Source organism: Roseomonas aerilata DSM 19363 (genome assembly GCF_000711725.1).
GTDB lineage: Bacteria > Pseudomonadota > Alphaproteobacteria > Acetobacterales > Acetobacteraceae > Roseomonas > Roseomonas aerilata.
Genome location: NZ_JONP01000014.1, coordinates 130,319 through 154,462, shown reverse-complemented (window position 1 = coordinate 154,462; position 24,144 = coordinate 130,319). Strand labels below are relative to the sequence as shown.

The window sequence follows — 24,144 nt, the reverse complement described above, 5'->3', positions numbered from 1 at the left end:
CGGACGCAGGCCACTCCAAAGGCGCATCACTGCTTTGAGCCTCAGCTCACATGCGGTATTAGCGCCAGTTTCCCAGCGTTATCCCCCACCCCTGGATATGTTCCTACGCGTTACTCACCCGTCCGCCACTAACGGCCGAAACCGTCCGTGCGACTTGCATGTGTTAAGCATGCCGCCAGCGTTCGCTCTGAGCCAGGATCAAACTCTCAAGTTCATCAGATCCCACCAACCAGAACCCTAAAGCCCCAATCAGCAAAACCTTCAGAAAACCCTGACCATCACGCGCACTCGCTACTCACCCGTACCCCACCCCAACGGCTCAGAACACGCAGCACTGGCCACGCATCCCTCCCCAAATAAGGCAAGATACAACTCTCTCTCGTCTTCAAGAAACAGATGCTGTTGTGAAGGAACAATCCACTCGGAGGCGGCGAAGCGTCACCGGGCGACCCTTTCGAGCCACCTGATGACCGACCCTGCATCCGAGGGAGGAGCCGTTAGAGCGGAGCGTTTCAGCGTCCGTCCCGTTCGGCGTGGGCGGCTTATATGGGCGGGGCCCGACGCCGTCAAACCCCTTTTTCGGGGCGCGTGCGAATTTTCCGCAAGCAGCATGAAACCTTCCCAGGCAACCGGCGTGGCGGCCCGGGAAGGGTCGGCTTAGTTGTCGGCCTTGATGTTGGCCGACTGGATGACGGCCCCCCACTTGTCGATCTCGCTGGTGAGCCAGGCGCGCGCGGCGGCGGGGTCGGAGCCCACCACGTCAGCCCCTTGCTCCTCGATCTTCGACTTCACCTCCGGATCCTGAAGCACCTGGCGGATGGCGGTGCTCATCCGCTCCTGGATGGCGTCGGGGGTGCCGGCGCGGCCGAGCAGCATCCACCAGGTCGGCGCCTCGAAGTCGCCGACGCCCTGCTCGGCGAAGGACTTGGCACCTGGAACGTGGCGGGAGGCCGTGCGCGTGGTGACACCCAGCGGGCGCAGCGTGCCGGCCTTCATGTGCTGGGTAATGATAACGACGTTGGTCATGAACAGCGGCACGTGCCCGGCCACCGCGTCCGACACGGCCGGCCCGCCGCCGCGGTAGGGTACATGGGTAAGGCTGAAGCCGCCCTTCTGCTGCAGGAGCGTCGTCGCGACATGGGCGAGCCCGCCGACGCCGGAGGTGGCGTAGTTGAGGCTGTCGGGCGCCTTCTTCGCCGCGTCCACGACGTCCTGGAAGCTACGGAAGGGCGTGGACTGGTGCGCGACCAGGGCCAGCGGCCCCGTGGCGACGAGCGAGATCGGCACCAGGGCGTCGAGCGTCCTGTAGGACAGGCGCATGACGGTCTGGTTCGTCGCCTCGGTGTCGTAGGCGAGCATCCAGGTATAGCCGTCGGGCGTGGCCCGTGCCGCCTCGCCGGCGCCGATCGCGCCCGAGGCGCCGCCGCGATTGTCGATGATAACGGGACGGCCCAGCACGTCCGAAAGGCGAGGCTGGAAGATGCGCGCGACGGCGTCGGTGGAGCCGCCGGGCGGCCAGGGGACGATGAGGCGAATCGGCCGCTCCGGCCAGGCGCCGGGACCGGCACCCTGTGCGCGCAGAAGGGAGGGCATGGCGAGGCCAGCGGCGGTCGCCATGATCAGCCCACGCCGGCCCTTGTTCGGGCTCTCGATCATGCAGTGCTCCTTGAACGTCTCTTCCCGGTTTCTCTTCCGCCCGGCCCCGCGGTCGGCGCAGCTTTGACGCCTCCTTCGCGGCGCGCAACCCATTCCGGAATGGCCGCGGCGTCAGGCCGCGCGGGCATTCGGCTCCGGGCGCGCGGCGAAGCCGCGGCGGATGTGCTCGGCCAGCGCCTCGGCCCCCGCGCCGGGGTGGCGCAGCAGGGCGATCTCCAACTCGGGTAGGTCGGGCATGCCGTCCTCCGGCCCGAGCAGGCGCAGGCCCGGCGGCAGGGCGACGGAGAGGCCGACCGTGATGCCGAGGCCGGCCAGCACGACGGCGTGCGTGCCCGTCTGGGAGGCAGAGGAATAGGCCATGCGCCAGGGCACCTCCGCCCGGCCCAGTGCGCCCGTGGCGGCGATTCGCCAGTTGCAGCCGATATGGCTGAGCACGAGCGGGACCGGTCGCAGGAGGTGGACAGGGCGCGTCGCGGAGCCCACCCAGCGCAGCGGGCCGCGCCAGAGGCTTTCCGCTGGCGTGCCCGGCTGCTCGTTCCCGCCGGAGAAGAGGGTGATGTCGAGATCGCCCTTCTCGTAGCAGCGCAGCAGCTCACTCGACGGTAGGCAGACCACCTCCACCTCGGCCGCCGGATGAGCCTCGGCGAAGCCGGCAAGGATCTCAGGCAGCCAGAGCAGCGCGTAATCGTCGGGCGAGCCGAGGCGGATGCGGCCGGTGATCTCGGGCGCGCGGAAGTTGTTCACGATCTCGTCGTGCATCGCGAGCAGCCGGCGCGCGCGGTCGAGCAGCCAGAGGCCGTGCGGCGTGGGGCTGAGACCGCGCGGGCCGCGCAGCAGCAGCGGCTGGCCCAGCATCTCCTCCAGGCGGCGCATCTGCATGGAGACCGCGGATTGCGTGCGGCCGACGCGAAGTGCGGTGCGTGTCACGCTGCCGCCCTCGGCAACCAGCACGAAGGAGCGCAGCAGGTCGGGATCAATCCCGGGCGGGATGTTCATCATGACCGGATCAGCATCGCTGATGCCGAACTTCAAAACAACTCGTTTCCCTTATGACGGCGCCGGGACGATCCTCCCCCTCGCGACATCAACCAGGAAAGGATCGCATCATGTCCGGTCACGTCATCCACCGCGGCGCCTTCGCTCGGGAGGCTGCCGGTAAGGGCACCCCGGGCGTCCCGGCCTCCGGCTGGCTGGCCATGGTCGCGCGCATGGTCCGCACCATCGAGGAGCGCCGCATCCTCGCTACCCTCGATGACCGTATGCTCGCCGATATCGGGGCAAACCGCTTAGAAGCGGAACGCGAGATGGGGCGCGCACCCTGGGACATTGGGGCGCGGGACAACTCGCGCCGCGGCTAGGCCTCAGGCGAGACCCATCCGCCCCACCTCCTCCATGACCTCGTGGATGGAGAGGGCGAAGACCCGGCGGCCGCGCCCCGCGGCAAGGCCGCCGAGGTCCATTCCGGCAAGCAGCGCCAGCGCGCTCGAGCCGCCCTCGTCCGGGACGGCCGCGACGAGGCCTTTCAGCCGCCCGTCATTCCCCACCACCGGGCCGCCGGAATAGCCCATCAACGCCGGCATGCGCGCGGTGAAGCCGCGGCCGAAGCGGGGCAGGATGGCGTCGGGGATCTCCACCGTGCCGGTGGCGACGCCGGGGCCGATACCCGGCATGCCGGCGGCCCAGACCGCGTCGCCGGTGATCACTTCCGCCCCGCAGGGATCGGCGGGGACCAGCAGGCCGGCCTCGTCGCCGAGGATGGAGAGATCCATGCGCGGGCTGCGAGCCAGCACGGGCACGCGGCGGGCGGGTGCGCCGTCCCCGCGGCGGAGCCAGACGAAATCCGCGCCGCGGGGCAGCGCGTGCGTGGTGCAGGCGACGCGGCCCGGGGCGACCGCGACGGCGGAGCCGAGGACCGCACCCGCCCCCCATGCTCCATCCGCGTGCAGCGCCGCAAAGCCGGTGCCGAGGAGCGGGGCCACGGGGGTTCCGGCAGCCTCCATGCCGGGCAAACCGGCGCAGGCGGCCAGACTGGCCGGCAGGGTCATAAGGGCGAGAAGGGCGCGCCGCTGCATCATCAAATTGGGTTCCTCAAACCCGGAACGTTTCGCGCAAGGTAAGGCTGCACCCGCATGTGACCTTTGGCATGACCCATGGAGGCGTAGCGGCACGCAGAGGAAGGATGCGGCCCAAAAAGGAACATAGTATGAACGGACATGCCCTCCGATTCGCCCTCAAGGCCCCGGCTGATTCCTGCCCCCACCCCTTCCTTGCAAGGGGTTGAGGACCGATGTGACGACCGTGTGCGAGGTCGCGATTCAGCGGATGGAACAGGAATGGACAGGCACGCCGTTCTGGCCGCACTCCGCGCCCGCGTGGCACGCATCGAGCGCGCAGGCCTGACCGGGCGGGAAGAGGCTTCGGCCATTCCCCTTTGCCCGGAAATGGACCGGGCCCTGCCCGGCGGCGGCCTGCCGCGCGCGGCGGTGCACGAGATCCTGTCCGATGGCGCGGGGGCAGCAGTGGGGTTCGCGGCGCTGCTGATGGCGCGCTCCGGCGGCACGGTGTTCTGGATCGCGCGCGACCCCGATCCCTGGCCGCCCGGGCTGATGGGCTTCGGCCTGCCGCCCTCTCGCCTGATCGTGGCACAGCCCTCGAACCACGTGGACGCACTCTGGGCCACGGAGGAGGCGCTACGCTGCCACGCGGTCTCGGCCGTGCTGCTGATGGACGAGCGGCCGGATGCAACGGCCATGCGCCGGCTGCAACTGGCGGCGGAGACGGGCGGGGGGATCGGGCTGCTGCTGTGCGAGGCGGAGGCCGAAGAAGGTCCGTCCCTGGCGGCTACGCGCTGGCACGTGACGGGGCGCGCGGGCGGGTCAATGCACGACCTGGGCGACCCGCAATGGACGCTGGACCTGCTGCGCTGCCGCGCCGGACGGCCGCAGCGCTGGCAGGTCACCTGGCGCGCGGGGATAGAGAGTCTGGTGGTGGACGAGGAGATGCGCGAGGAGAGCCCGGCACCGAGGCGAAGCCGCCGCCACTGAGCGCCCCTGAATGGGGCGGCACAGCGGCGGCCGCGCCTTCAGGCCGCCCTCACCTCGCGCGTGAAGGTGTGCACCTCGGCGGTGAGTTGCTCGGATTGGGATGAAAGGTCCGAGGCGGCGGCGAGGACCTGGCTGGCGGCCGCCCCCGTGTCGTTCGCTGACTGGCTCACCGCGGCAATGTTCTGCCCGACCATGCCGGTGGCCTCGGCTGTCTGCTGCACCGTGCGCGCGATCTCCTGGGTGGCGGCGCTCTGCTCCTCCACCGAGGCCGCGATCGCGACGGTGATCTCGCTGATCTCCTTGACCGTGCTCATGATCAGCCCGATCGCCTCCACCGCGCCGCGCGTGGCGCCCTGGATCTGGCCGACCTGCTGGCCAATCTCGTCCGTGGCCTTCGCGGTCTCGGCGGCCAGCGACTTCACCTCGCTCGCCACCACGGCGAAGCCCTTGCCGGCCTCGCCCGCGCGCGCCGCCTCGATCGTCGCGTTCAGGGCGAGAAGATTCGTCTGGCCGGCGATGTTGTTGATGAGGTTCACCACCTCGCCAATCCGGCTGGCGCCATCGGAGAGGTTCTGGACCGTGGCGTTCGTCGCGTTGGCGGTGTCCACCGCCCTGGTGGCAACGCTGCTCGCCTGGGCCACCTGGCGGCTGATCTCGATGATGGAGGCGCTCAGCTCCTCGGCCGCCGCCGCCACGGTCTGCACGCCGCCGCTCGCCTGGGTCGCGGCGCCGGCGACCTCGGTGGCCTGGGCGCGGGCCTGCACGGCGGTCGATTCCATGCTGCGGGCCGTTGCCTCTAGTTCGGTGGAGGCGGAGGAGAGAACGCTCACCATCTCGCCCACCCGGCCCTCGAAGCCGCTCACCAACTCCGTCATGCGGGCAGCGCGCTGCTCCTTGGCCCGGTGCTCGGCCTCCTGCGAGGCGGCGAGGTCGCGGGCGCGCTCGGCATTGGCCCGGAACACCTCCAGGGCGCGGGCCATGTGGCCGATCTCGTCCGTGCGATCCTTGCCCTCGATGGTGACCGTGAGCTTGCCGTCCGCGATCTGACGCATCAGCTCCGCTGTGCGGAGGATCGGCAGAGACACGCCGCGCACCAGCCAGATGGCCATGCCAGCAGCCCCGAGGAAGGCAAGCAGCGTCACCGCGCCCGCTGCCATGATTGAGGACGAGGCGGTGCTGGCTGCGGCCTCCGCATCCTTGGTGCTGCCCTCCTTGTTGAGGGCCTTGAGCGCATCGAAATCGGCGGTCAGGGTGCGCGCGCGGCTGGTGTTCACACCCATAATGCGGGCCGCGGCGGCGGCGTTCTGCCCGGCACGAGAGAGAGCCAGGGTCGGCTCGATCTCCACGCGGTAGGCCTGCCAAGACTGCTTCGAAGCGTCGAACAGGCGCTGCTCGGCAGGGCTTGTCAGCAGCGCCTGGTAGTCCACGAAGAACTTGTCGATTGACGCCTGGAGCTCATTCAACCGCCCCTCGACCTCCTGCTTGCCGGCGGCATCGCTGACGATGCTGTGGCGCAGAATGAACTGGCGAAGGATCTGCACCGTCTCCGAGGCCCGCGCGATCGCATCGACGCTCGGCAGCCAGTTCGCCGCGACCGTGTTCACGTAATGGTTGATCGCTGAAATCCTGTAGGCCGCAAGGCCCCCCATTCCCGCGATCGTCAGTGCACAGGCCGCCATCGCGCCAATGATTCGGGTGCGCAGGGTCATTTTCCGATAAGCCTCAGCGTTTCAATCGCCTCAAGCCTGCGCGAACTGGGTTATAAAAATGTGAAAATTCACGGGCTTCCGGCCACGGCAGGAAAAGGATTCCCACCGGGCCGGGCGCATTGGTCAGACCGCTTCGGGCGTACCGATCACCTTGTCGATCGTGATCGGCAGTTCGCGGATGCGCTTGCCCGTCGCATGGAACACCGCGTTGGCGATCGCCGCCGCGGTACCGACGATGCCGATCTCGCCCAGGCCCTTCACGCCCAGCGGGCTGGTCAACGTGTCGTGCTCCTCGACGAAGATCACTTCGATGCCGTGGATGTCGGCATTCGCGGGCACATGGTACTCGGCCAGGTTGTGGTTCATGAAGCGGCCGAGATTATGGTCCGCCATGGATTCCTCGTGCATCGCCATGCCGATGCCGAAGACCACGCCGCCGATGATCTGCGAGCGCGCGGTCTTGGGGTTGATGATCCGCCCGGCCGCCACGGCATCCACGATCCGCGTCACGCGCACCTGGCCCAACTCCTCGTCCACCCGCACCTCGGCGAAGATCGCGGAATGGGTAAAGGAATTGTAGCGCATCTGGGTCAGCTTACTCGGGGCGGCCGTCTCTTCCGCCTCAATCTTCTCGACGCCGCCGGCCTTGAGCGCATCGTTCAGAGTCACGTAGCGAGAGGGATCGGAGACGAGCGCGATGCGCTCGTCATGGAAGGTCACGCGGTCGATGTCGGCATTGGCCAGCGGAGAGCCGTCCATGCCCCGGGCGTACTTGAACAGCGTCTCCCACACCTTGTGACAGGCCAGCTCCACCGCCGAGCCCGCGGAGGCGGCGGTCCAGGAACCGCCCTCGACCGGCGACTTCGGCAGGGAGGAATCGCCGAGCTTCGTCGTCACCCGCTCCATCGGCAGGCCGAGCGCGTCGGCCGCGATCTGCGTGAGGATGGTGTAGGTGCCCGTGCCGATATCGGCGGAGGCGGTCGCCACCTCTAGCCGCCCGTCCGCGGTCAGCGTCGCGCGGGCGGAGGTCTGGGCCATCTGCGCCTCCCAGGCGCCGGTCGCCATGCCCCAGCCGATCAGCTCCCGTCCCTCCTTCATGGAGCGGGGCTTGGGGTTCCTCTTCGACCAGCCGAAGCGCTCGGCGCCGAGTTGGTAGGCGGCGCGCAGCTCCTTGCTCGTGTGGTACTTGTTCGTGGATTCGTCGATGTCGGCGTAGTTCCTCAGGCGCAGCGCCACCGGATCGACGCCGAGCTTGTACGCCAATTCGTCCATCGCGGATTCCATGGCGAACAGGCCCGTCGGCGCCCCCGGGGCGCGCATGTCGGCGGGGGTGTAGAGGTCGGTCGTGGCCAGCTTGTGCGTCGTGGTGACGTTGTCGCAGTGGTAGAGCATGGCCGACCAGTTGACCGTCGCCTCCTGGTAGTCCTCGAAGGTGGAGGTATTGGCGATCAGGTCATGGCGGATGGATTGCAGCGAGGCGTCCTGGTTTGCGCCCAGCGCCACCTCCTGCAGCCCGTCCGGGCGGTAGCCCATGGTGAACATCTGGTCGCGCGTCAGCACCACGCGGACGGAGCGCTTCAGCTCCAGCGCCGCCATGACAGCGAGGAAGAGTTGGTACTGCGGGCGCAGGCCCGAGCCGAAGGCGCCGCCCACAAAGGGCGAGATCACCCGCACATCGCTGTTGGGCAGGCCGAAGACGCTGGTGATGTAGGACTGGCTGTTCTGCGCGCCCTGGATCTTGTCGTGGACGGTGATGCGCTCGTCGCCCTCCCAGACCACGGTGGTCGCGTGCGGCTCCATGGGGTTGTGGTGCTCGATGGCGATCCGGTACCCGGCCTCCATCTTCACGGGGGAGTTGCCGAAGGCGGCCTCGGAATCGCCGCGCGGCTTGGGCGGCGGGGAGATGCCCTGGCGCTTGACCGGCGGCACATAGGCCTTGCCCCGCACCTTCTCGAGGTCGGTCTCGTGCGGCTCCGCCTCGTAGGTCACCTGCACAAGGGAGGCGGCGTAACGGGCGATCTCGAAGTCCTCCGCCACCACGAGGGCGACGGGCTGGCCGCTATAGACGATGCGCTCGTCGTAGAGCGCGCGGAACGGCTTGCCGGGCGGCGCCACCTCGTCCTGGTAGGCGTTGCTGCGGAAGGCGGTGCGCGGGCGGTTCTCGTGTGTAAAGACCTGCACCACGCCGGGCACGGCGAGCGCCGCCTTCGTGTCGATGCTCTTGATCCGCCCCTTCGCAATGGCGCCCGAGACGACGTAGCCGTGGGCCAGGTCGGGCGCCGTGAACTCGCCGGCATAGGGCGCGGCACCCGTCACCTTCAGGCGGCCGTCCACGCGGTTGCGGGGGGAGCCGAAATGGGTCTCGTGCATGGTTCGTCCCCCTTACTGGATGCGCTTGTCGGTCTGGGACTGCGGCGTGCCGGCCGCGGCCTGGGAGAGGGCGCGGATGATGGCGAGGCGGGCGAGCTCGATCTTGAAGCTGTTGCCGCCATAGCCCTGCGCGCCCTGGAGGATGCGCTCGGCCACCATGGCGAAGGCGCCGCGCTCGGGCACCACGCCCTTGAGCATCGCCTCCGCTTCGGGCACGCGCCAGGGCTTGTGGGCGACGCCGCCGAGGGCGATGCGCGCCTCCCGCACCGTGCCGCCCTCCATGTCGAAAGCCGCCGCCACCGAGACGAGGGCGAAGGCGTAAGAGAGGCGGTCGCGCAGCTTGAGGTAGGTGTAGTTCGTGGCGAAGCGGGGCGTCGGCAGGGTCACGGCGGTAACGACCTCGTCCGCGCCAAGATTCGTGTCACGCTCGGGCGTGTCGCCGGGCAGGCGGTGGAACTCGGCAATGGGGATCTCACGCTCGCCATTCGGGCCGGAAGCATGGATCACCGCCTCCAGCGCCGCCATCGCGACGGCCATGTCGGAGGGGTGGGTGGCGATGCAGTGCTCGGAGGTGCCGAGGATGGCGTGGATGCGGTTCACGCCGGTCTTGGCAGGGCAGCCGGTGCCAGGCGCGCGCTTGTTGCAGGGCGTGGCGGCGTCATAAAAATAGTAGCAGCGCGTGCGCTGGAGCAGGTTGCCGCCGGTGGTCGCGGCATTGCGGAGCTGCGCGGTGGCGCCCGCGAGGATGGCCGAGGAGAGCAGCGGGTAGCGCTCCTGCACGCGCGGGTCGTAGGCGACATCACTGTTGCTGACGAGGGCGCCGATGCGCAGCCCGCCCTCCCCCGTTTCCTCGATCTCTTTCAGCCCCGGCAGGCGGGTGACGTCCACGAGGTGCGCGGGGCGCTCCACGTTGTACTTCATGAGGTCCACGAGGTTGGTTCCGCCGGCGAGGACCTTCGCGGCGGGGCTCGAGCCGACCTCACGCACGGCATCCGCCACGCTGCCCGGGCGGGCGTAGGAGAAGCGGTTCACTTCGCGGTTTCCTTCGCGAGCACGTCCTCGATGGCATCGACGATGTTCGTGTAGGCGCCACAGCGGCAGATGTTGCCGCTCATCTGTTCCCGGATTTCGTCGGGAGTCCTCGCATGCCCCTCCTGGACGAGGCCGACCGCTGAGCAGATCTGGCCGGGCGTGCAGTAGCCGCACTGGAAGGCATCGTGCTCGATGAAGGCCTCCTGCATCGGGTGCAGGGCGCCGTCGGGGGCGGCCAGGCCTTCGACAGTCGTGACCTCGCAGCCATCCTTGCTCACCGCGAGTGCGAGGCAGGAGTTGATGCGCTGCCCGTCCACCAGCACCGTGCAGGCACCGCACTGGCCGTGGTCGCAGCCCTTCTTCGTGCCGTAGAGGTGCAGGTCCTCGCGCAGCAGGTCGAGCAGGGTGGTCCAGGGGCGCACGTGCAATTCGCGGCGCTCGCCGTTGATGGTCAGCGTGAGGGGGATCTCGCCGGGGAGTGCCGCGGAAGGTGCATCCGGGGTGAAGCCCTGCCGGGCGGGGAGGTCGAGGTCGGCCATGACGGTGTCCTGCAAGGGGCTTGGGCACCGGAGGCGGCCCGGCGGACACCGGGCGGGCAGCGAGGCACCTCACGCACCGGCCAGGGGCCGGGTCGCTCCGTGCCGAGCCTCCGTTCCTGGATGGCGGAACGTAAGGACGGCTACGGCAGTTGCGTCGGTCGCTCGGCGCCGGCGGGATCAGCCCCGGCGGCCGAGGTCGGCCCCGACGAGGGCGCCGGTGCGCTCGTAGTGCTCGGCCAGCAGGGCGACGGCCGCATCGGCGTCACGGGCCAGGGCGGCACGAAGGATGGCCCTGTGCTCGGCCTCCACGTCGCGGCCCGGATAGGCAATGGTATTCGCCAGCGCCCGGTAGCGGCCCGCCTCCTCCTGCAGCCGCTCGCAAAAGGCGAGGAGTGGCGGCGCCCCGCAGGCGGCGAGCAGTGCCTGGTGGAATACCCGGTGGCAGCACTCCCAATCCGGGTTGAGGGAATAGCGCGCGGGGTCGAGCGAGCGGGCCAAGCGGTTCAATCGGTGCTCGGCCAGCACCAGTGCGTCCTCCCAGGCGGCGTCGCCGCGACGGATGGATTCGCGCAGCGCCGCGGATTCGGCGAGCACCCGCGCGCGGATCAGGCCCTCAAGCTGGCAGGGCGCGGCGGCGGCAACACGGAAGCCGCGATGCTCCAGCCGTTCCGCCAGCCCCTCGGCCGCGAGCTTGGACAGGGCTTCCCGCATCGGCGAGGCTCCGGCGCCGTAGTTCTGGGCGAGGTCGCGCAGCTTCAGCTTCAGCCCGGGTGGCAGGCGGCCGGAAAGGATGTCCTCGCGCAGCCGCCGGTGAACGGCGGTGGCGAGGGTGGGGTCGCGCCCTTCGGGAAGCGGCGTGGCGTCTGACATACCGAATGTATCATCGCGAAAGCCCCTGATTCCGCAACCCTACCGATGATCCTGCTTGACGGCCGTGGAATTTCGACAAAACCTCCGCACCCAAGTTGGAGGAAACGCAGCGTGCGACTGATCGCGTTCGAGCATGAGGGCCGCCCGGCCCTTGGCGCCCGCCTGGGCGATGAAGTGGTGGCCTTGGCCGATGTGGTGCCGGGCCTGCCCGCCGATATCCTGCCCGCCTTCGCCGCGCTGAACCTGCCCGAGGGCACCGCCGCGCTGGCCGAGAAGCTGAAGAGCGCGCCGCGCCGGCCCATGGCGGGGCTGAAGCTGCTGCCGCCCGTCCCGCGCCCGGGCAAGATGATCTGCATCGGCCTGAACTACGCCTTGCACGCGAAGGAGGGCGGCAACCCCATTCCGGACTACCCGGCCGTCTTCATGCGCGGCCCGACCTCGCTCGTAGGCCATGGCGAGCCGCTGATCCGGCCGAAGGTTTCCGACAAGTTCGACTACGAGGCGGAGCTGGTGATCGTGATCGGCAAGCGGGCCCGCCACCTGAGCGAGGCCGACGCCCTCTCCTGCGTGGCCGGCTACACGATCATGAACGAGGGCTCGGTGCGCGACTACCAGCGCAAGGGCGGCCAATGGACCATGGGCAAGAACTTCGAGCGGACCGGCGGGGTCGGGCCCGAGATCGTGACGCCCGACGAGATCCCGCAGGGGCCGAACGCGCTCCGCATCACCTCCCGCCTCAACGGGCAGACGATGCAGGACTCGAACACCTCGGACATGATCTTCCCGGTGCCGCGCATCCTCGCGATCCTCAGCGAAGTGATGACGCTGGAGCCGGGCGACATGATCGCGACGGGCACGCCGAGCGGCGTGGGCTATGCCCGCAAGCCGCCGATCTTCATGAAGGCGGGGGACACGATGGAGGTCGAGATCGAGGGGCTGGGCGTGCTGTCCAACCCGGTCCAGGACGAGGCGGCCTGAGCATGGCACCCCACCCAGCTGCCACGACGATCCGGGCCTCCCGCCGCGCGGCGCTGGGGGGTCTCGCGGCGCTCCTCGTCCGGCCGGCCCTGGCCCAGGGCGCCTGGCCGAACCGGCCGATCCGCCTGATCGTGCCCTTCGCCGCTGGCACCACCACCGACATCCTCGGCCGCATCCTGGCCGAGGCGATCGGCCGGCAGGTCGGGCAGACGATCGTGGTGGACAATCGTGCCGGCGCGGGCGGGAACGTGGGCGCGCTCGCGGTCGCGCGGGCACCGGCGGACGGCTACACGCTGCTGCTCGGCACGAACGGCACGCACGGGATCAACGCGAGCCTCTTCACCGACCAGGGCTTCGACCCCGTCAAGGACTTCACGCCGATCGCACCCTTCGTGACGACGGCGGCGGTTCTCGGCATCACGCCGTCGCTCGGCGTTTCCTCGGTCGCGGAGTTGGTGGCGCTGGCGAAGCGTCGGCCGCTGACCTTCGCCTCGGCGGGGAACGGGACCACGGGGCACCTCTCCCAGGCGCTGCTCAACCTGCGCGCGGGGATCGACACCCAGCACGTGCCCTACCGTAACGCCGGCCAGGGGGTGACGGACCTCGTGGCGGGGCGGGTGGACGGCATGTTCTACCATCCGCTGGGGCTGAAGCCGCAGCTGGATGTCGGCGCCCTGAAGGCGCTGGCCGTCACCTCCGAGAAGCGGGTGAGCATCCTGCCGGACCTGCCGACCATGGCGGAGGCCGGGCTGCAGGACTTCGTGGTCGAGGGACGCTGGCATCTCTTCGGCCCCGCGGGCCTGCCGCCCGAGATCGTGGCGCGGCTGAACAAGACGACCAACGACCTGCTGGCCGACCCCGCAGCCCTGGCCAATCTGCGCGCCCAGGGGGTAGAGCCGCTCGGCGGCACGCCCGAGGCGCTGGGCGAGATGACGCGGGCCGAAATTGCCAAGTGGCGCCCCGTGGTCGCCGCTGCCAACATCAGGCCGGACTAGCCTCTTCAGGGGCCAGGCAAAGAGGATCGAGGGGTGGCCGCGGGGACCACCCCCAGAGAGGGGCGACGAGATGGCCGACCTTGACCAGAACAGCATCACCGATGCCGTGATCGCGCAGATGGCGACCACCGAGGACCCGCGCATGAAGGAGGTGATGGAGAGCCTCGTGCGCCACCTCCACAGCTTCGCGCGCGAGATCCGCCTGACCCCGGACGAGTGGCTGAAGGCAATCGGCTTCCTCACCCGCACCGGGCAGACCTGCACGCCGTCGCGCCAGGAGTTCATCCTTCTCTCGGACACGCTGGGCCTGTCGCGCCTGGTGAACCTGATGGACGACAAGGCGAACCGGATGGGCGACGCGACGGAGGCGAGCCTGCTTGGCCCCTTCTACCGCGAGGCCTCGCCGAAGTTCGAGATGGGCGAGAGCATCGCGGTCCACGCCAAGGGGCCGGAGCTGATCGTCTTCGGCCGCGTGCTGGACGAGAACGGCCGCGGCGTGCCGAACGCGAGCGTAGAGGTCTGGCAGACCGACGCGGAGGGCTATTACGACCTCCAGGCCATCGACCCCCAGCAGATGGACATGCGCGGCCAGTTCCGCACGGATGAGGAGGGGCGCTACGTCGTCCGCACCCTGTTCCCGCTCGGCTACTACATCCCGATGGACGGGCCGGTCGGCACCATGATCACCGCCCAGGGCCGCCACGGCTGCCGCCCCGCGCATATCCACATGCTGATCGGCGCCGAGGGCTACCGCGAGCTGGTGACGGCCCTCTATCTCGGCAGCGACCAGTATATCGACAGCGACGTGGTCTTCGGTGTGTCGGAATCCCTCGTCGTGAATCCGCGGACCGGCGTGGAAGGCTCGCCCGACCCCGCCGTGCCGAGCGTGCACTACGACTTCCACATCGCCCGCCGCGCGGAGCACGACAAGACCGGCCGCGTGGGCGCCGATCCGTCCAAAATCGCCGCGGAGTAAGCCCGGCCCCAGCATCGACACCGGACCAGGGCGGAAAGCCCGGCCATGGAGGAGGTTAGGTTCATGAAAGAGATCAGCAGGCGCGACATGGGCCGGCTGGCACTGGCGACGGCCGCAGCCCTGCCGGCCGCCGCCCGCGCGCAGACGGCGCCCTCGGGTCCGCCGATCCGGATCGGCTTCTCGATGTCGCTCTCGGGCGGGCTGGCGGGCAACGGCCGCCCGGCACTGACCACGCACCGCATCTGGGCGGAGGACGTGAATTCCAAGGGCGGCCTGCTCGGGCGGCCGGTGGAGCTGGTCTATTACGACGATCAGAGCAACGGCTCCCAGGTGCCGGGCATCTACACGAAGCTGCTCGACGTCGATAAGGTGGACCTCGTCGTCTCCGGCTACTCCACGGCGATCGCGGCGCCGGCCATGCCCGTGGTGATGCAGCGGAACATGGCCTTCGTGTCGCTCTTCGCGGCCAACGTGAACGCGGATTTCAAGTACGACCGCTACTTCTCCGTCACCACCACCGGCACGGACCTCAAGGGCACCTTCGCGAAGGGCTTCATCGACATCGCCATGGCGATGGAGCCGCGGCCGCGCACCATCGCCATCGCCTATCTCGACAGCGACTTCCACCAGCGCGCCGCCGAGAGCGCGCGGTTCCTGGCAAGGGAGCGCGGCCTGCGGATCGTCTACGACCGCGCCTACCCGCCGACGACGGTGGATTTCTCGCCCATCATGCGCTCCGTCCAGTCGGCGCGGCCGGACGCGGTCTTCATCGGTTCCTACCCGCCGGATACCGCGGGCATGCTGCGGGCCGCGAGCGAGCTGCGCGTGAACTTCCCGCTGATGGGGGGGCCGATGATCGGGCCGCACATCACGGCGCAGAAGCTCCAGCTCGGCCCCATTCTGAACAACCTGGTGGTCTGGGATGTGTACGCGCCCGCCCCGACGCTTCAGTTCCCGGGCGTCCAGGCGCTGATCGAGCGCTACCAGCCGATCGCCGCCCGAGAGGGGACGGACGCGCTCGGCTACTACGTGCCGCCCATGGCCTATGCCCAGATGCAGGTGCTGGAGCAGGCGGTGCGGCGCGTGGGCAAGATCGACCAGGCGGCGCTGGCAGCGGACATGCACGCCAACCAGTTCGACACGGTGATCGGCCCGATGCGCTTCGACGCCCAGGGCGAGTGGACCGAGGACCGCAACCTCTATACCCAGTACCAGGGCATCCAGGGCAACGGGATCGAGCAGTTCCGCCGGCCCGACACCCAGGTCGTCCTGTACCCGCCGAAGTATAAGTCCGGCGAGCTGCGCAAGCCCTACACGGCGGGTGCCTGATGGACCCCGACCTCGTCCTCCTTCTCAACGGCATCGTTTCGGGCCTGCTGCTGGGCGGCCTCTACGCGGCCGCGGCCGCGGGACTCTCCGTCTCCTTCGGGATGCTGGACGTGGTCAACATCGCCCACCCAGCCTTCATGGTGCTGGGGGCCATGCTCGTCGCCCTTCTCTGGGGGGCGACGGGGATCGACCCGCTGGTTCTCTCCATCCTGCTGACCCCCGCCTTCTGGGCGCTGGGGGCGGCGCTCTACGTGGCCTATCACCACTTCTTCGAGCGGCGCGGGGACGAGGCCATCCAGGGCCTCGCCTTCTTTTTCGGCGTTCTCTTCATTATCGAGGTCGGGCTGGTGCTGACCCTCGGGCCCGAGCAGCACTTCGCCGACGCCTCCTACGCCAACACCACCATCCAGCTCGGCGAGGTGGACCTGCCGCTGCGCATGCTGGTGCCGATGCTGGTCTCGCTGCTGGCCATCGGCGGGCTCTCGCTCTTCCTGCGGCGGACCTTCATGGGGCGCGCGATCGCGGCCGTCGCGCAGGACCGGGAGGCGCTGCGGCTGCTGGCCATCGACCCCGTGCGGGTGAAGCGCCTCGCCTTCGGCATCTCCATCGCCCTCGCGGCGCTGGCCGGGGGCGCGCTCGTGGTGGTGCAGCCGGTGGACGCGACCTCCGGCCATGTGTTCATCGGCCGGGTCTTCGCCATCGTCATCATGGGCGGGCTCTCCTCCCTCGGCGGCTGCGTGCTGGCCGCCCTCGCCTTCGGCGTGGTGGAGAACGTGACGGCGACCTTCTACGGGCCTTCTTGGTCCCCGGCGGTCGCCTTCGGCTGCCTGCTGCTCGTGCTGGCGGTGCGGCCCCAGGGCCTGTTCGGGAGGGCGGCATGAGCGATGCGACGCTTCCCGGCGTGACGCTGACAGCCCCCCGCCGGATGGGTCATGCAGCTTTCTGGCTGGCCGCCGCGGCCGTGGGGTTGGCAGTAATTCTGGCGCTCAGGGGGATCGGCAGCGAGTACGTCTATTTCGTCAGCACCATCGTGCTGCAATACGTCGTGCTGGCCACCGCCTGGAACATCCTCGGCGGTTACGCAGGCTACGTGAACTTCGGCGCCGCCGCCTTCTTCGCGGCGGGGGCCTATGCGACGGTCGCCTTCGGCAAGGCGATGGGGCTGGGGCTGCTGCCCTGCATCGGGCTGGCGGCCGTTGTCGGCGGGGCGCTCGGCTTCGGCACGGGGGTGCTGACGCTGCGGCTGCGCGGCGCCTATTTTGCCATCGCCACCCTTTGCCTCTCGGTGGTGCTCCAGACGATTGTGGTGAACTGGTCCTATGTGGGCGGCTCGCGCGGCGCCTATGTGCTGCGCCCGCGGGACGTGCCCTGGCCCTTCGAGACCTATTCGGGCTTTCTCTGCGCGGTGCTTGTCGTGCTCGCCGCGGCGTCTGTCGCCATCGCGCGGACGATCGAGACCTCGCGGCTCGGCCTCGGGCTTGCCGCGTTGCGCGACGACGAGCAGGCGGCGGAGGCCACGGGCGTTCCGACATTGCGGCTGAAGCTGGTGGCCACCACCGTCAGTGGCGCGATGATGGCCGTGGCGGGCGCCCCCCTGCCCTTCATCGGCTCCTATGTGGAGCCGGGCTCGGCCTTCGGGCTTTCCTACGCGGTGAACGCCATCGCGATGCCGCTGATCGGCGGCACCTCGAGCTGGGCGGGGCCGCTGATCGGGGCGGTGCTGCTCTCCTCGCTGCAGCAGGCGGCAACGGTGACGATCTCCTCGGCGGCGAACCTGCTGATCGTGGGCGTGCTGTTGGTGGTCTTCGTCTGCGCCGCGCCGCACGGCATCATCGGGCTGTTCCGGGGGCGTCGATGAGCGACATCGTTCTCCGCGCCGACGGTGTGGGCAAGCGCTTCGGCGGCTTCACCGCGCTGTCCGGCATCAACCTCGAGGTGCGCGCCGGGGAGCGGCTGGGGCTGATCGGCCCCAACGGCTCGGGCAAGAGCACCTTCACCAACTGCCTCGCCGGCGCCTTCCCGAGCCATGACGGCGGCTTCACCTTCAAGGGTGAGAAGCTGGCCGGGCTGAAGTCGCACGAGCGGGCGCGGCGCGGATTGGCACGCACCTTCCAGCTTCCGCGGCCCTTCCGCGGCCTTTCCGTGATCGACAACATCCGCGTGCCACTCGCCTACGCCGGGCGGGAGGCCGCGACGGACGAGGCGGCCATGGCCTGCCTCGAATCCGTGGAGCTGGCGGGCAAGGCCTCACGGATGCCGAAGGAGCTGACCCAGGTGGAGTTGCGCCGCCTGGAGCTGGCGCGCGCAACGGCCCTGAAGCCCGACTTGTTGATCGCGGACGAGGCCATGGCCGGCCTCTCCCACACGGAGGTGGACCAGATCCTCGCCCTGCTGTTCCGGCTGAACGAGCGCGGCACGACGATCATCATGATCGAGCATGTCATGCGGGCGGTCACCGAGTTCTCCCAGCGCATCGCCGTGCTGGTGGCCGGGAAGAAGGTAGCGGACGGCGATCCGCGCGCCGTCCTCTCCATGCCCGAGGTCGAGGAGGCCTATCTTGGCCGCTAGCCTTCTCATCGAGGACGTGGACGCCGCCTACGGCGCCGTGCGTGCGCTGGACGGCGTGTCGCTGCGGGTGGACAGCGGCGAGACGGTCGCGCTGCTCGGCACCAACGGCAACGGCAAGACGACGCTCATGCGCTGCATCCTCGGCCTGCTCAAGCCGACGCGCGGGCGGATCAGCGTGACTATCGACGGGGTGACGACGGATCTCGTCGGGCGCTCGCCGGAGGATATCGTCAACCTCGGCATCGCCATCGTGCCGGAGGGGCGGCGCCTCTTCCCGCGCCTGAGTGTCGAGGAAAACCTGCTGCTCGGCGCCTATCGCCGTGCCGCCCGGCCCTCCATCCCGCGCCACCTGGAGTTCTGCTACGAGGCCTTCCCCCGGCTGAAGGAGCGGCGCTCCCAGGCCGTCGGCAGCATGAGCGGCGGCGAGCAGCAAATGGTGGCGCTCGGCCGCGCGGTGATGTGCGCGCCGAAGATCCTGCTGGTGGACGAACCCTCGGTCGGGCTCGCGCCCATCCTTGTCGCGCGCACGATCGAGAAGATCGCGGAACTGAAGGAGAAGCTCGGGCTCACGGTGCTGATGGCCGAGCAGAACTTCCACCAGGCGATCCGCATCGCCGACCGCGGCTACGTCCTCGTCCACGGCCACGTGGAGTTCCAGGGGGACAGCCCCGCGGCGCTCGGCGACAGCGAGTTGGTCCGCAAGTTCTACCTGGGGCTTTAAGCATGGCTGCACTGGAGGGCTGGAAGCTCGGCTGGATCGGCGTCGGCCGCATGGGCACGCCGCTCTGCCACCGTCTGATCGAGGCCGGGGCCGCGCTGTCGGTAACAGATACGGACCCGGCCCGCCTCGCGCCCATGGCCGAGGCCGGGGCACGCCCGGCGGTGACCGCGGCGGCGCTGGCGGAGGCGTCGGATATCGTCCTCTCGATGGTGCCGAACGACCTCGCCCTGCTCTCGGTCGTGACGGGGCCGGGCGGCTTGGCCGAGGAGATGCGGCCCGGGCAGGTGCTGATCGACCTCAGCACCGTCTCCCCCGCCGCTTCCGCGCGCGTGGCCGAGGTGATCGCGGCGCGCGGGGCCGACTACCTGCGCTGCCCCGTTTCCGGCAGCACGTCCACGGCGGCGGCCGGCGCGCTGACGATCTTCGCCTCCGGCCCTGAGGCCGCGCTGGACCGCTGCGCGCCGCTCCTTTCGGTGCTCGGCCGGGAGACGCTGCGCTGCGGGCCGGCCGAGGAGGCGCGGGCGGTGAAGCTCATGGTGAACATGGTCGTTGCCATGACCCCCGCCATCATCGGGGAGGCGCTGGCCTTCGGTGGCCGGCTTGGGCTCGACTGGTCCGCCATGGTGGAGGCGCTGTCGAAGAGCGTCGTGGCCTCCCCGCTCCTGGCCTACAAGGCGGAGATGCTGAAGGCTCGCGACTGGACGCCCGCGGCGGACGTGGACCTCGTAGCCAAGGATCTGGACCTCGCGCTGGCCGTTGGGCAGCGCGAGGGCGCGCCCATGCCGCTCTCGGCCATGGCCCGCCAGTTCGCCGCCGCCTACCAGGCCTCCGGCGAGGGCGGGCTCGACTTCTTCCGCGTCGCCACCTGGCCCGAGCGGCTGCTCGCGCCCAATCCACGCTAGGGAAGCACCATGAGGGATGAGATCCGCGCGCTCGAGGCGCGCCGCTACGCCGCCATGGAGGCGGGCGACATGGAGGCGCTTGGCGCGCTGCTATCGGACCGGCTCGTCTACTCGCACTCGGACGGCAGCCAGGACACGAAGGCGAGCTACCTCGCCACGCTGTCGGACGGCACGCTGCGCTACCGCAAGACCTGGCACGAGGTGAAGACCGTGCTGCCCGCCGGTGCCGATGCCGCGGTTGCACTCGGCACGATGGGGGCCGACATCACCCGCCACGGCACCGACCGCACCATCGGCTCCCTTACCTGTGCGGTCTGGGCGCGCGAGGATGGGGTCTGGCGCCTTCTCGCCTACCAGCCGACCTCACTACCGAAAGCCTGAGCATGACCGAAACCCTTCTTCCCACCACCGTCGTTGGTAGCTACCCGCAGCCGGACTGGCTGGTGGACCGCGCGGTGCTGGCGCAGAACCTCGTGCCGCGCGTGCGGATGAAGGGCATGTGGCGGGTGGCGGAGGACGCGCTGGAGGGCGCGCAGGACGACGCGACGCTGCTCGCGATCCGCGACATGGAACGGGCGGGCATCGACATCGTGACGGACGGCGAGATCCGGCGGGAGAGCTACTCCAACCGCTTCGCCCTCGCGCTCGACGGCGTGGACCTCGACAATCCCGCCCGCACCATGGGCCGCGCCGGCAAGGAGACGATGGTGCCCCGCGTGGTCGGGCCCATCCGCCGCACGCGCCCGGTGGAGGTGCGCGACGTGGAGTTCCTCGTCGCCAACACCGAGCGCCGTACGAAGATCACCCTGCCCGGCCCCTTCACCATGTCCCAGCAGGCCTATGACGAGCACTACCGGGACGAAGAGGCGATGGCGATGGACTATGCCGTCGCCGTGAACGAGGAAGCGCGTGACCTCAAGGCCGCGGGGATCGACATCATTCAGATCGACGAGCCCTGGATGCAGGCCCGGCCGGAGGCGGCGGCCCGCTTCGGCGTCCGCGCCCTCAACCGCGCACTCGAAGGGCTGGAGGGGGACACCGTCGTCCATCTCTGCTTCGGCTACGCGGCCGTCGTGAAGGACAAGCCCTCCGGCTACTCCTTCCTGCCGCAGCTCGCTGACTGCACGGCGGCGCAGATCTCGATCGAGGCGGCGCAGCCGAAGCTCGACCTCTCCGTGCTGGACGAGCTTTCCGGCAAGACGATCATGCTCGGCGTGATCGACCTCGGCAGCGCGGAGGTGGAGACACCGGACGTGGTGGCGGAGCGGATCCGCGCCGCGCTGGAGCGGCTGCCGGCCGAGCGGCTGGTGGTCGCGCCCGATTGCGGCATGAAGTACCTCCCCCGCGCCCGCGCCTTCGGCAAGCTGCGCGCCATGGCCGAGGGGGCCGCGATCGTGCGGCGCGAGCTGCAGGGCTGACGCCCCACGGGTCTTGCGGCGCGCGTAATCGGGCGCAAACTCCTCTTCCGGCCCGTCGCGCCTGGACGGCGGGCCGGCGGGAGAGCTTGGATGACGGACCTCCTCGAACGCTACGCTGCGCTGAAGGGGGAAAATCCGAGGCTGCGGATCCGCGACGCGGCCGCCAGCCTCGGGACGACGGAGGCCGCGCTGGTGGCCGCGGGGGCGGAAGGGCCGGTGGCGCTGATCCGCCGCGACTGGCCGGCGCTGGTCGGCGCCCTTCCCCGGCTCGGGCGCATCATGGCGCTGACCCGCAACGAGCACGCGGTGCACGAGCGCTACGGCAGCTTCCGCCATGTCTCGACAGGGCCGGGGCATATCCTCGTGCTCGGGCCGGAGATCGACCTCCGGCTCTTTCCCGGCGCCTGGGCCAATGCCTACGCGCTGGATGGTGCCCGCCCCTCGATCCAGATCTTCGACAAGGACGGCGAGGCCGTGCACAAGGTCTTCGCGACCGAGAGGACGGACCGCGACGCCTGGGCCGCGCTGGTCGCGGAGTTCGCAACCGCCGGGACGCCGCCCCCCGCTGCCATGCCCACGATCCACGCCGCTCCCTCGGAGGGGTTGGTGGACGCCAAGACGCTGCGCGAGGACTGGCTAGCGCTTCGCGACACGCACGACTTCATCGCCATGCTGCGGCGGCACAAGGCAACACGGCGCCAAGCCTTCCGCCTGGCCGGCGAGGACCTGGCGCGGCGGCTGGACGGCCGGGCCGGATCGGCGGCGCTGCGGCTGGCGGCCTCCGGCGCGGTGCCGGTGATGGTCTTCGTGGGCAACCGCCACGCCATCCAGATCCACACCGGTCCCATCCACCGGCTGGCTGAAGTCTACGGCTGGTTCAACGTGCTCGACACCGACTTCAACCTCCACTTGCGCGAAGCGGGCGTGGCCGAAGCCTGGCGCGTGGTGAAGCCGACTGCAGACGGGGCCGTGACGAGCATCGAGCTGCTGGACGCGAACGGCGCGCCGATCACCCTTCTCTTTGGGGAACGCAAACCGGGGCAGCCCGAGCGTGAGGACTGGCGTGCCCTGGTGGCGGCGGTAGAGGACGGGGCCATCGACGCCGCAGCCTGACCGCGCTGCACGCTCCAGGCGGCAATCTTCACGAAGCTGTCATGGTGCGCCATTCGATACGAAATGCGGGGTTCGAAGTTACGCCCTTGTTGGTTCATGCAACGGAGAACTCGAATGCGCTTGCTTCCTGTCCTTGCGGTCGTGGCGGTTTCCCTGGGCCTCGCCGCCTGCACGGTGAACACCGCTCCCCCGGCTCCGCCGCCCACGGCCACCGTCGTCACGCCCGCGCCGGCGCCGATGGTCATGCCGACGCCGGCCAGCCCGTCCGTCATCGTTCGCTGAGGCTTGTTAGCCGGGTTCCGGCGGAAGCTTCCGCCGGCAGGGAAGGCAGGGGGATGCCCGTGCCTTCCCTTTCTCCCGCCATCTGCCTTCTGACCGCCCCCTTCTAGCGAAGGGCGAGAATGCTTCGGCGCCCGATGTCGCCGGGGGCCGCGTGCACCATGAACCTTCTATCGGCGCCATTGGCCATCGGCACGAGGGCGAACCAGAGCGTATCCCGCATGCCGTTGGCGAAGAGCGCTTCTGCCCGGCAGAGAACGAGGCCTGGAGCCGCCGCCTCTCCTGCTTCGGCTCGCCTGCCCGGCGACAGTTCAGCCAGACGCAGGCCTCCGCGCGCCATAGGGCCTGCTTCGAAGGCCTGACGGGCGCCATCCGTCGCTTCGGCGCAGCGGTCGGCCGAGGTAGACGGCTCGCGTAACCCTAGGGCCTCCGTCACCAGGAAGCCGCCCCCGATCATCAGCGCCGCCAGGATGAGGACACCGAAGATCCTCATGGCGGGGGACATGTGGCGGCGCTTCGGCCCGCCTTGTTCGCTGCGGTCATGCCGGGAAACATGACACGGTCCGGCTTCGTATCGAAGAGCCCAACTGTGCCGCCCCGCAGCCTGGGATGTCGGCGCATGGCCCAGGCCGCTATAGGAAGGCTACGCGCAGCGCTGCCTCAGCGGGGGCCGCACTGTGCCGGACGCCGCAGCCACACCTCACGCTACTCCCCTGCCCGCTCGGAAGCTTGGCGCAGGGCGGCGATAGGCACGGCAAGGCCGAGCGCCCGGGCGCGGGACGCGGCGACTGCGACGCCCGCGACCGCCCAGGCTCCATCGCTTCCACGTGCAAGCACCGGTCCTCCGCTGGTCCCGCGCGTGCCGCCGCAGTCATGGATGAGCAGCGGGCGCCCGTCGTGAACGGCACCGCCCAGGACTTGGCAGGAAATGTCTGCCAAGAGGATCTCCGGCCGGTCCTGCTGGTAGCCGCCCAGCATCAGGGGCGTCCCGGACAACAACTCTATGCCCAGCAGTGGCAGAGCGGCGTCATTGGGCAGGGGCGCGGCAAGGGTGAGGATTGCCCAGTCGGCGCCCGCCGGCGTGCGCGATACCGGGTCGAAGCCGGGGCCAGTGACGAAGCTGCTGGCCCGCCCTTCCCCTCTCCAGGCCCCTTGCCGGTAGCCGAGAAGAAAATGAACGGAGGAAGGCCGCACCCATCTCTCGGCGCCCGGCGCCACAAGGCAGTGCGCGGCGGTCAGCACCTTGCGAGGACCAATGAGGGTGCCCGTACAACGGGCACCGAGTTCCGTCTGCACCCGCCCGAGCGCCGCCCAGGGCGCGGCACCGGACTCCACGGGTTGCCGTGGGTCGGCGGCGCCGAGGCCGGGCAGTTCCGAGCGGGGGATGAGCGGTTCGCGCGCATCGGCCGCGAAAGGGAGGATGAGCGCTACGAACAGGCACAGGATCGCACGGCATCCCCTGCGCGCGCGGGATGTCCGCCTCGGCCTGGAACGCGGCGAAGAAGGGCGATCTGACATGGTTCTTCGGGGAAAGGATGGTGCCGGGTGCGAGAATCGAACTCGCGACCTATCGATTACGAATCGATTGCACTACCGCTGTGCTAACCCGGCCCCGACGCCGTGCCTGCGGGGGCGACGACGTCCT

At 69.7% G+C, this 24,144-nt stretch carries 25 protein-coding genes, 1 tRNA gene and 1 rRNA gene; 15 read left to right on the top strand and 12 right to left on the bottom strand.

The window, feature by feature from the left end; genetic code table 11:
- From BO39_RS17360 to BO39_RS17350, 3 genes are all read right to left on the bottom strand, one after another.
- Window positions 1-214: ribosomal RNA gene (locus tag BO39_RS17360) — 16S ribosomal RNA — on the bottom strand; the annotation flags it as partial.
- A 443-nt stretch (window positions 215-657) separates the two neighbouring features.
- On the bottom strand, window positions 658-1,656 hold the full coding sequence (locus BO39_RS17355) for a Bug family tripartite tricarboxylate transporter substrate binding protein (protein ID WP_043835637.1): 999 nt from the start codon (window positions 1,654-1,656) through the stop codon (window positions 658-660).
- 111 nt (window positions 1,657-1,767) lie between these two features.
- On the bottom strand, window positions 1,768-2,688 hold the full coding sequence (locus BO39_RS17350; RefSeq protein WP_245615230.1) for a LysR substrate-binding domain-containing protein: 921 nt from the start codon (window positions 2,686-2,688) through the stop codon (window positions 1,768-1,770).
- Between the two features lie 74 nt (window positions 2,689-2,762).
- Between BO39_RS17350 and BO39_RS17345 the strand changes: the two genes are divergently transcribed.
- The gene (locus tag BO39_RS17345; protein WP_043835635.1) at window positions 2,763-3,014 is read left to right on the top strand and encodes a DUF1127 domain-containing protein; all 252 of its coding nucleotides are present in this window, start codon (window positions 2,763-2,765) and stop codon (window positions 3,012-3,014) included.
- 3 nt (window positions 3,015-3,017) lie between these two features.
- On the opposite strand, the gene BO39_RS17340 is transcribed toward BO39_RS17345, so the two are convergent.
- A complete protein-coding gene (locus BO39_RS17340; protein WP_043835633.1) occupies window positions 3,018-3,731 on the bottom strand; it encodes a serine protease family protein in 714 nt (237 codons plus the stop codon).
- Window positions 3,732-3,989: 258 nt separating this feature from the next.
- Here BO39_RS17340 and BO39_RS17335 point away from each other — a divergent pair, with 258 nt between their 5' ends.
- Window positions 3,990-4,700 carry an ImuA family protein gene (locus tag BO39_RS17335; protein WP_052402235.1) on the top strand — a complete coding sequence of 237 codons (711 nt, stop codon included), beginning with the start codon at window positions 3,990-3,992 and terminating at the stop codon, window positions 4,698-4,700.
- A gap of 38 nt (window positions 4,701-4,738) precedes the next feature.
- Here the strand turns inward: BO39_RS17335 and BO39_RS17330 are convergent, their stop codons facing one another.
- The 5 genes from BO39_RS17330 to BO39_RS17310 all read right to left on the bottom strand — a co-directional run bounded on the left by BO39_RS17330 (window position 4,739) and on the right by BO39_RS17310 (window position 11,220).
- Window positions 4,739-6,409 carry a methyl-accepting chemotaxis protein gene (locus tag BO39_RS17330; protein WP_043835631.1) on the bottom strand — a complete coding sequence of 557 codons (1,671 nt, stop codon included), beginning with the start codon at window positions 6,407-6,409 and terminating at the stop codon, window positions 4,739-4,741.
- Window positions 6,410-6,532: 123 nt separating this feature from the next.
- Window positions 6,533-8,779 carry a xanthine dehydrogenase family protein molybdopterin-binding subunit gene (locus tag BO39_RS17325; RefSeq protein ID WP_043835629.1) on the bottom strand — a complete coding sequence of 749 codons (2,247 nt, stop codon included), beginning with the start codon at window positions 8,777-8,779 and terminating at the stop codon, window positions 6,533-6,535.
- Window positions 8,780-8,791: 12 nt separating this feature from the next.
- Window positions 8,792-9,811: an FAD binding domain-containing protein gene (locus BO39_RS17320; RefSeq protein ID WP_043835626.1), complete on the bottom strand. Its 1,020-nt coding sequence runs from the start codon at window positions 9,809-9,811 to the stop codon at window positions 8,792-8,794.
- A complete protein-coding gene (locus BO39_RS17315) occupies window positions 9,808-10,350 on the bottom strand; it encodes a (2Fe-2S)-binding protein (protein ID WP_084698206.1) in 543 nt (180 codons plus the stop codon). The genes BO39_RS17320 and BO39_RS17315 overlap by 4 nt, the downstream gene beginning before the upstream one ends.
- 177 nt (window positions 10,351-10,527) lie before the next feature.
- Complete coding sequence (locus tag BO39_RS17310) at window positions 10,528-11,220, bottom strand: GntR family transcriptional regulator (protein ID WP_043835624.1); 693 nt, start codon at window positions 11,218-11,220, stop codon at window positions 10,528-10,530.
- 111 nt (window positions 11,221-11,331) lie between these two features.
- Here BO39_RS17310 and BO39_RS17305 point away from each other — a divergent pair, with 111 nt between their 5' ends.
- The 13 genes from BO39_RS17305 (at window position 11,332) to BO39_RS32660 (ending at window position 22,502) form a co-directional block, all read left to right on the top strand.
- On the top strand, window positions 11,332-12,198 hold the full coding sequence (locus tag BO39_RS17305; RefSeq protein WP_043835622.1) for a fumarylacetoacetate hydrolase family protein: 867 nt from the start codon (window positions 11,332-11,334) through the stop codon (window positions 12,196-12,198).
- A 2-nt stretch (window positions 12,199-12,200) separates the two neighbouring features.
- Complete coding sequence (locus BO39_RS17300; protein ID WP_043835620.1) at window positions 12,201-13,193, top strand: Bug family tripartite tricarboxylate transporter substrate binding protein; 993 nt, start codon at window positions 12,201-12,203, stop codon at window positions 13,191-13,193.
- Between the two features lie 70 nt (window positions 13,194-13,263).
- Window positions 13,264-14,169: a dioxygenase family protein gene (locus BO39_RS17295; RefSeq protein WP_043835618.1), complete on the top strand. Its 906-nt coding sequence runs from the start codon at window positions 13,264-13,266 to the stop codon at window positions 14,167-14,169.
- A 63-nt stretch (window positions 14,170-14,232) separates the two neighbouring features.
- Window positions 14,233-15,498, top strand: coding sequence for an amino acid ABC transporter substrate-binding protein (locus tag BO39_RS17290; RefSeq protein WP_043835727.1), 1,266 nt, complete (start codon window positions 14,233-14,235; stop codon window positions 15,496-15,498).
- Window positions 15,498-16,379 carry a branched-chain amino acid ABC transporter permease gene (locus tag BO39_RS17285; RefSeq protein WP_043835616.1) on the top strand — a complete coding sequence of 294 codons (882 nt, stop codon included), beginning with the start codon at window positions 15,498-15,500 and terminating at the stop codon, window positions 16,377-16,379. The genes BO39_RS17290 and BO39_RS17285 overlap by 1 nt, the downstream gene beginning before the upstream one ends.
- Window positions 16,376-17,356, top strand: a complete 981-nt coding sequence (locus BO39_RS17280) for a branched-chain amino acid ABC transporter permease (protein WP_084698204.1) — start codon at window positions 16,376-16,378, stop codon at window positions 17,354-17,356. Before BO39_RS17285 ends, BO39_RS17280 begins: the two co-directional genes overlap by 4 nt.
- Window positions 17,353-18,066 (top strand): ABC transporter ATP-binding protein, encoded by a 714-nt coding sequence (locus tag BO39_RS17275; protein WP_043835614.1) that lies wholly within the window; start codon window positions 17,353-17,355, stop codon window positions 18,064-18,066. Before BO39_RS17280 ends, BO39_RS17275 begins: the two co-directional genes overlap by 4 nt.
- Window positions 18,056-18,787 (top strand): ABC transporter ATP-binding protein, encoded by a 732-nt coding sequence (locus BO39_RS17270; protein ID WP_043835613.1) that lies wholly within the window; start codon window positions 18,056-18,058, stop codon window positions 18,785-18,787. The genes BO39_RS17275 and BO39_RS17270 overlap by 11 nt, the downstream gene beginning before the upstream one ends.
- A gap of 2 nt (window positions 18,788-18,789) precedes the next feature.
- On the top strand, window positions 18,790-19,689 hold the full coding sequence (locus BO39_RS17265) for an NAD(P)-dependent oxidoreductase (protein WP_052402234.1): 900 nt from the start codon (window positions 18,790-18,792) through the stop codon (window positions 19,687-19,689).
- Window positions 19,690-19,698: 9 nt separating this feature from the next.
- The gene (locus BO39_RS17260) at window positions 19,699-20,070 is read left to right on the top strand and encodes a nuclear transport factor 2 family protein (RefSeq protein WP_043835612.1); all 372 of its coding nucleotides are present in this window, start codon (window positions 19,699-19,701) and stop codon (window positions 20,068-20,070) included.
- A 2-nt stretch (window positions 20,071-20,072) separates the two neighbouring features.
- On the top strand, window positions 20,073-21,107 hold the full coding sequence (locus BO39_RS17255; RefSeq protein WP_043835611.1) for a uroporphyrinogen decarboxylase/cobalamine-independent methonine synthase family protein: 1,035 nt from the start codon (window positions 20,073-20,075) through the stop codon (window positions 21,105-21,107).
- A 90-nt stretch (window positions 21,108-21,197) separates the two neighbouring features.
- Entirely contained in the window at window positions 21,198-22,220 is a 1,023-nt protein-coding gene (locus tag BO39_RS17250) for a hemin-degrading factor (RefSeq protein ID WP_043835610.1), read from the top strand.
- 114 nt (window positions 22,221-22,334) lie between these two features.
- The gene (locus BO39_RS32660) at window positions 22,335-22,502 is read left to right on the top strand and encodes a hypothetical protein (RefSeq protein WP_156963729.1); all 168 of its coding nucleotides are present in this window, start codon (window positions 22,335-22,337) and stop codon (window positions 22,500-22,502) included.
- A 103-nt stretch (window positions 22,503-22,605) separates the two neighbouring features.
- Here the strand turns inward: BO39_RS32660 and BO39_RS17245 are convergent, their stop codons facing one another.
- The 3 genes from BO39_RS17245 to BO39_RS17235 form a co-directional block, all read right to left on the bottom strand.
- Window positions 22,606-22,992 carry a hypothetical protein gene (locus tag BO39_RS17245; RefSeq protein WP_169742777.1) on the bottom strand — a complete coding sequence of 129 codons (387 nt, stop codon included), beginning with the start codon at window positions 22,990-22,992 and terminating at the stop codon, window positions 22,606-22,608.
- Window positions 22,993-23,204: 212 nt separating this feature from the next.
- Window positions 23,205-23,834, bottom strand: a complete 630-nt coding sequence (locus BO39_RS17240) for a trypsin-like serine peptidase (protein WP_052402233.1) — start codon at window positions 23,832-23,834, stop codon at window positions 23,205-23,207.
- A 201-nt stretch (window positions 23,835-24,035) separates the two neighbouring features.
- Window positions 24,036-24,110, bottom strand: a tRNA-Thr gene (locus BO39_RS17235).
- Window positions 24,111-24,144 lie beyond the last annotated feature (34 nt).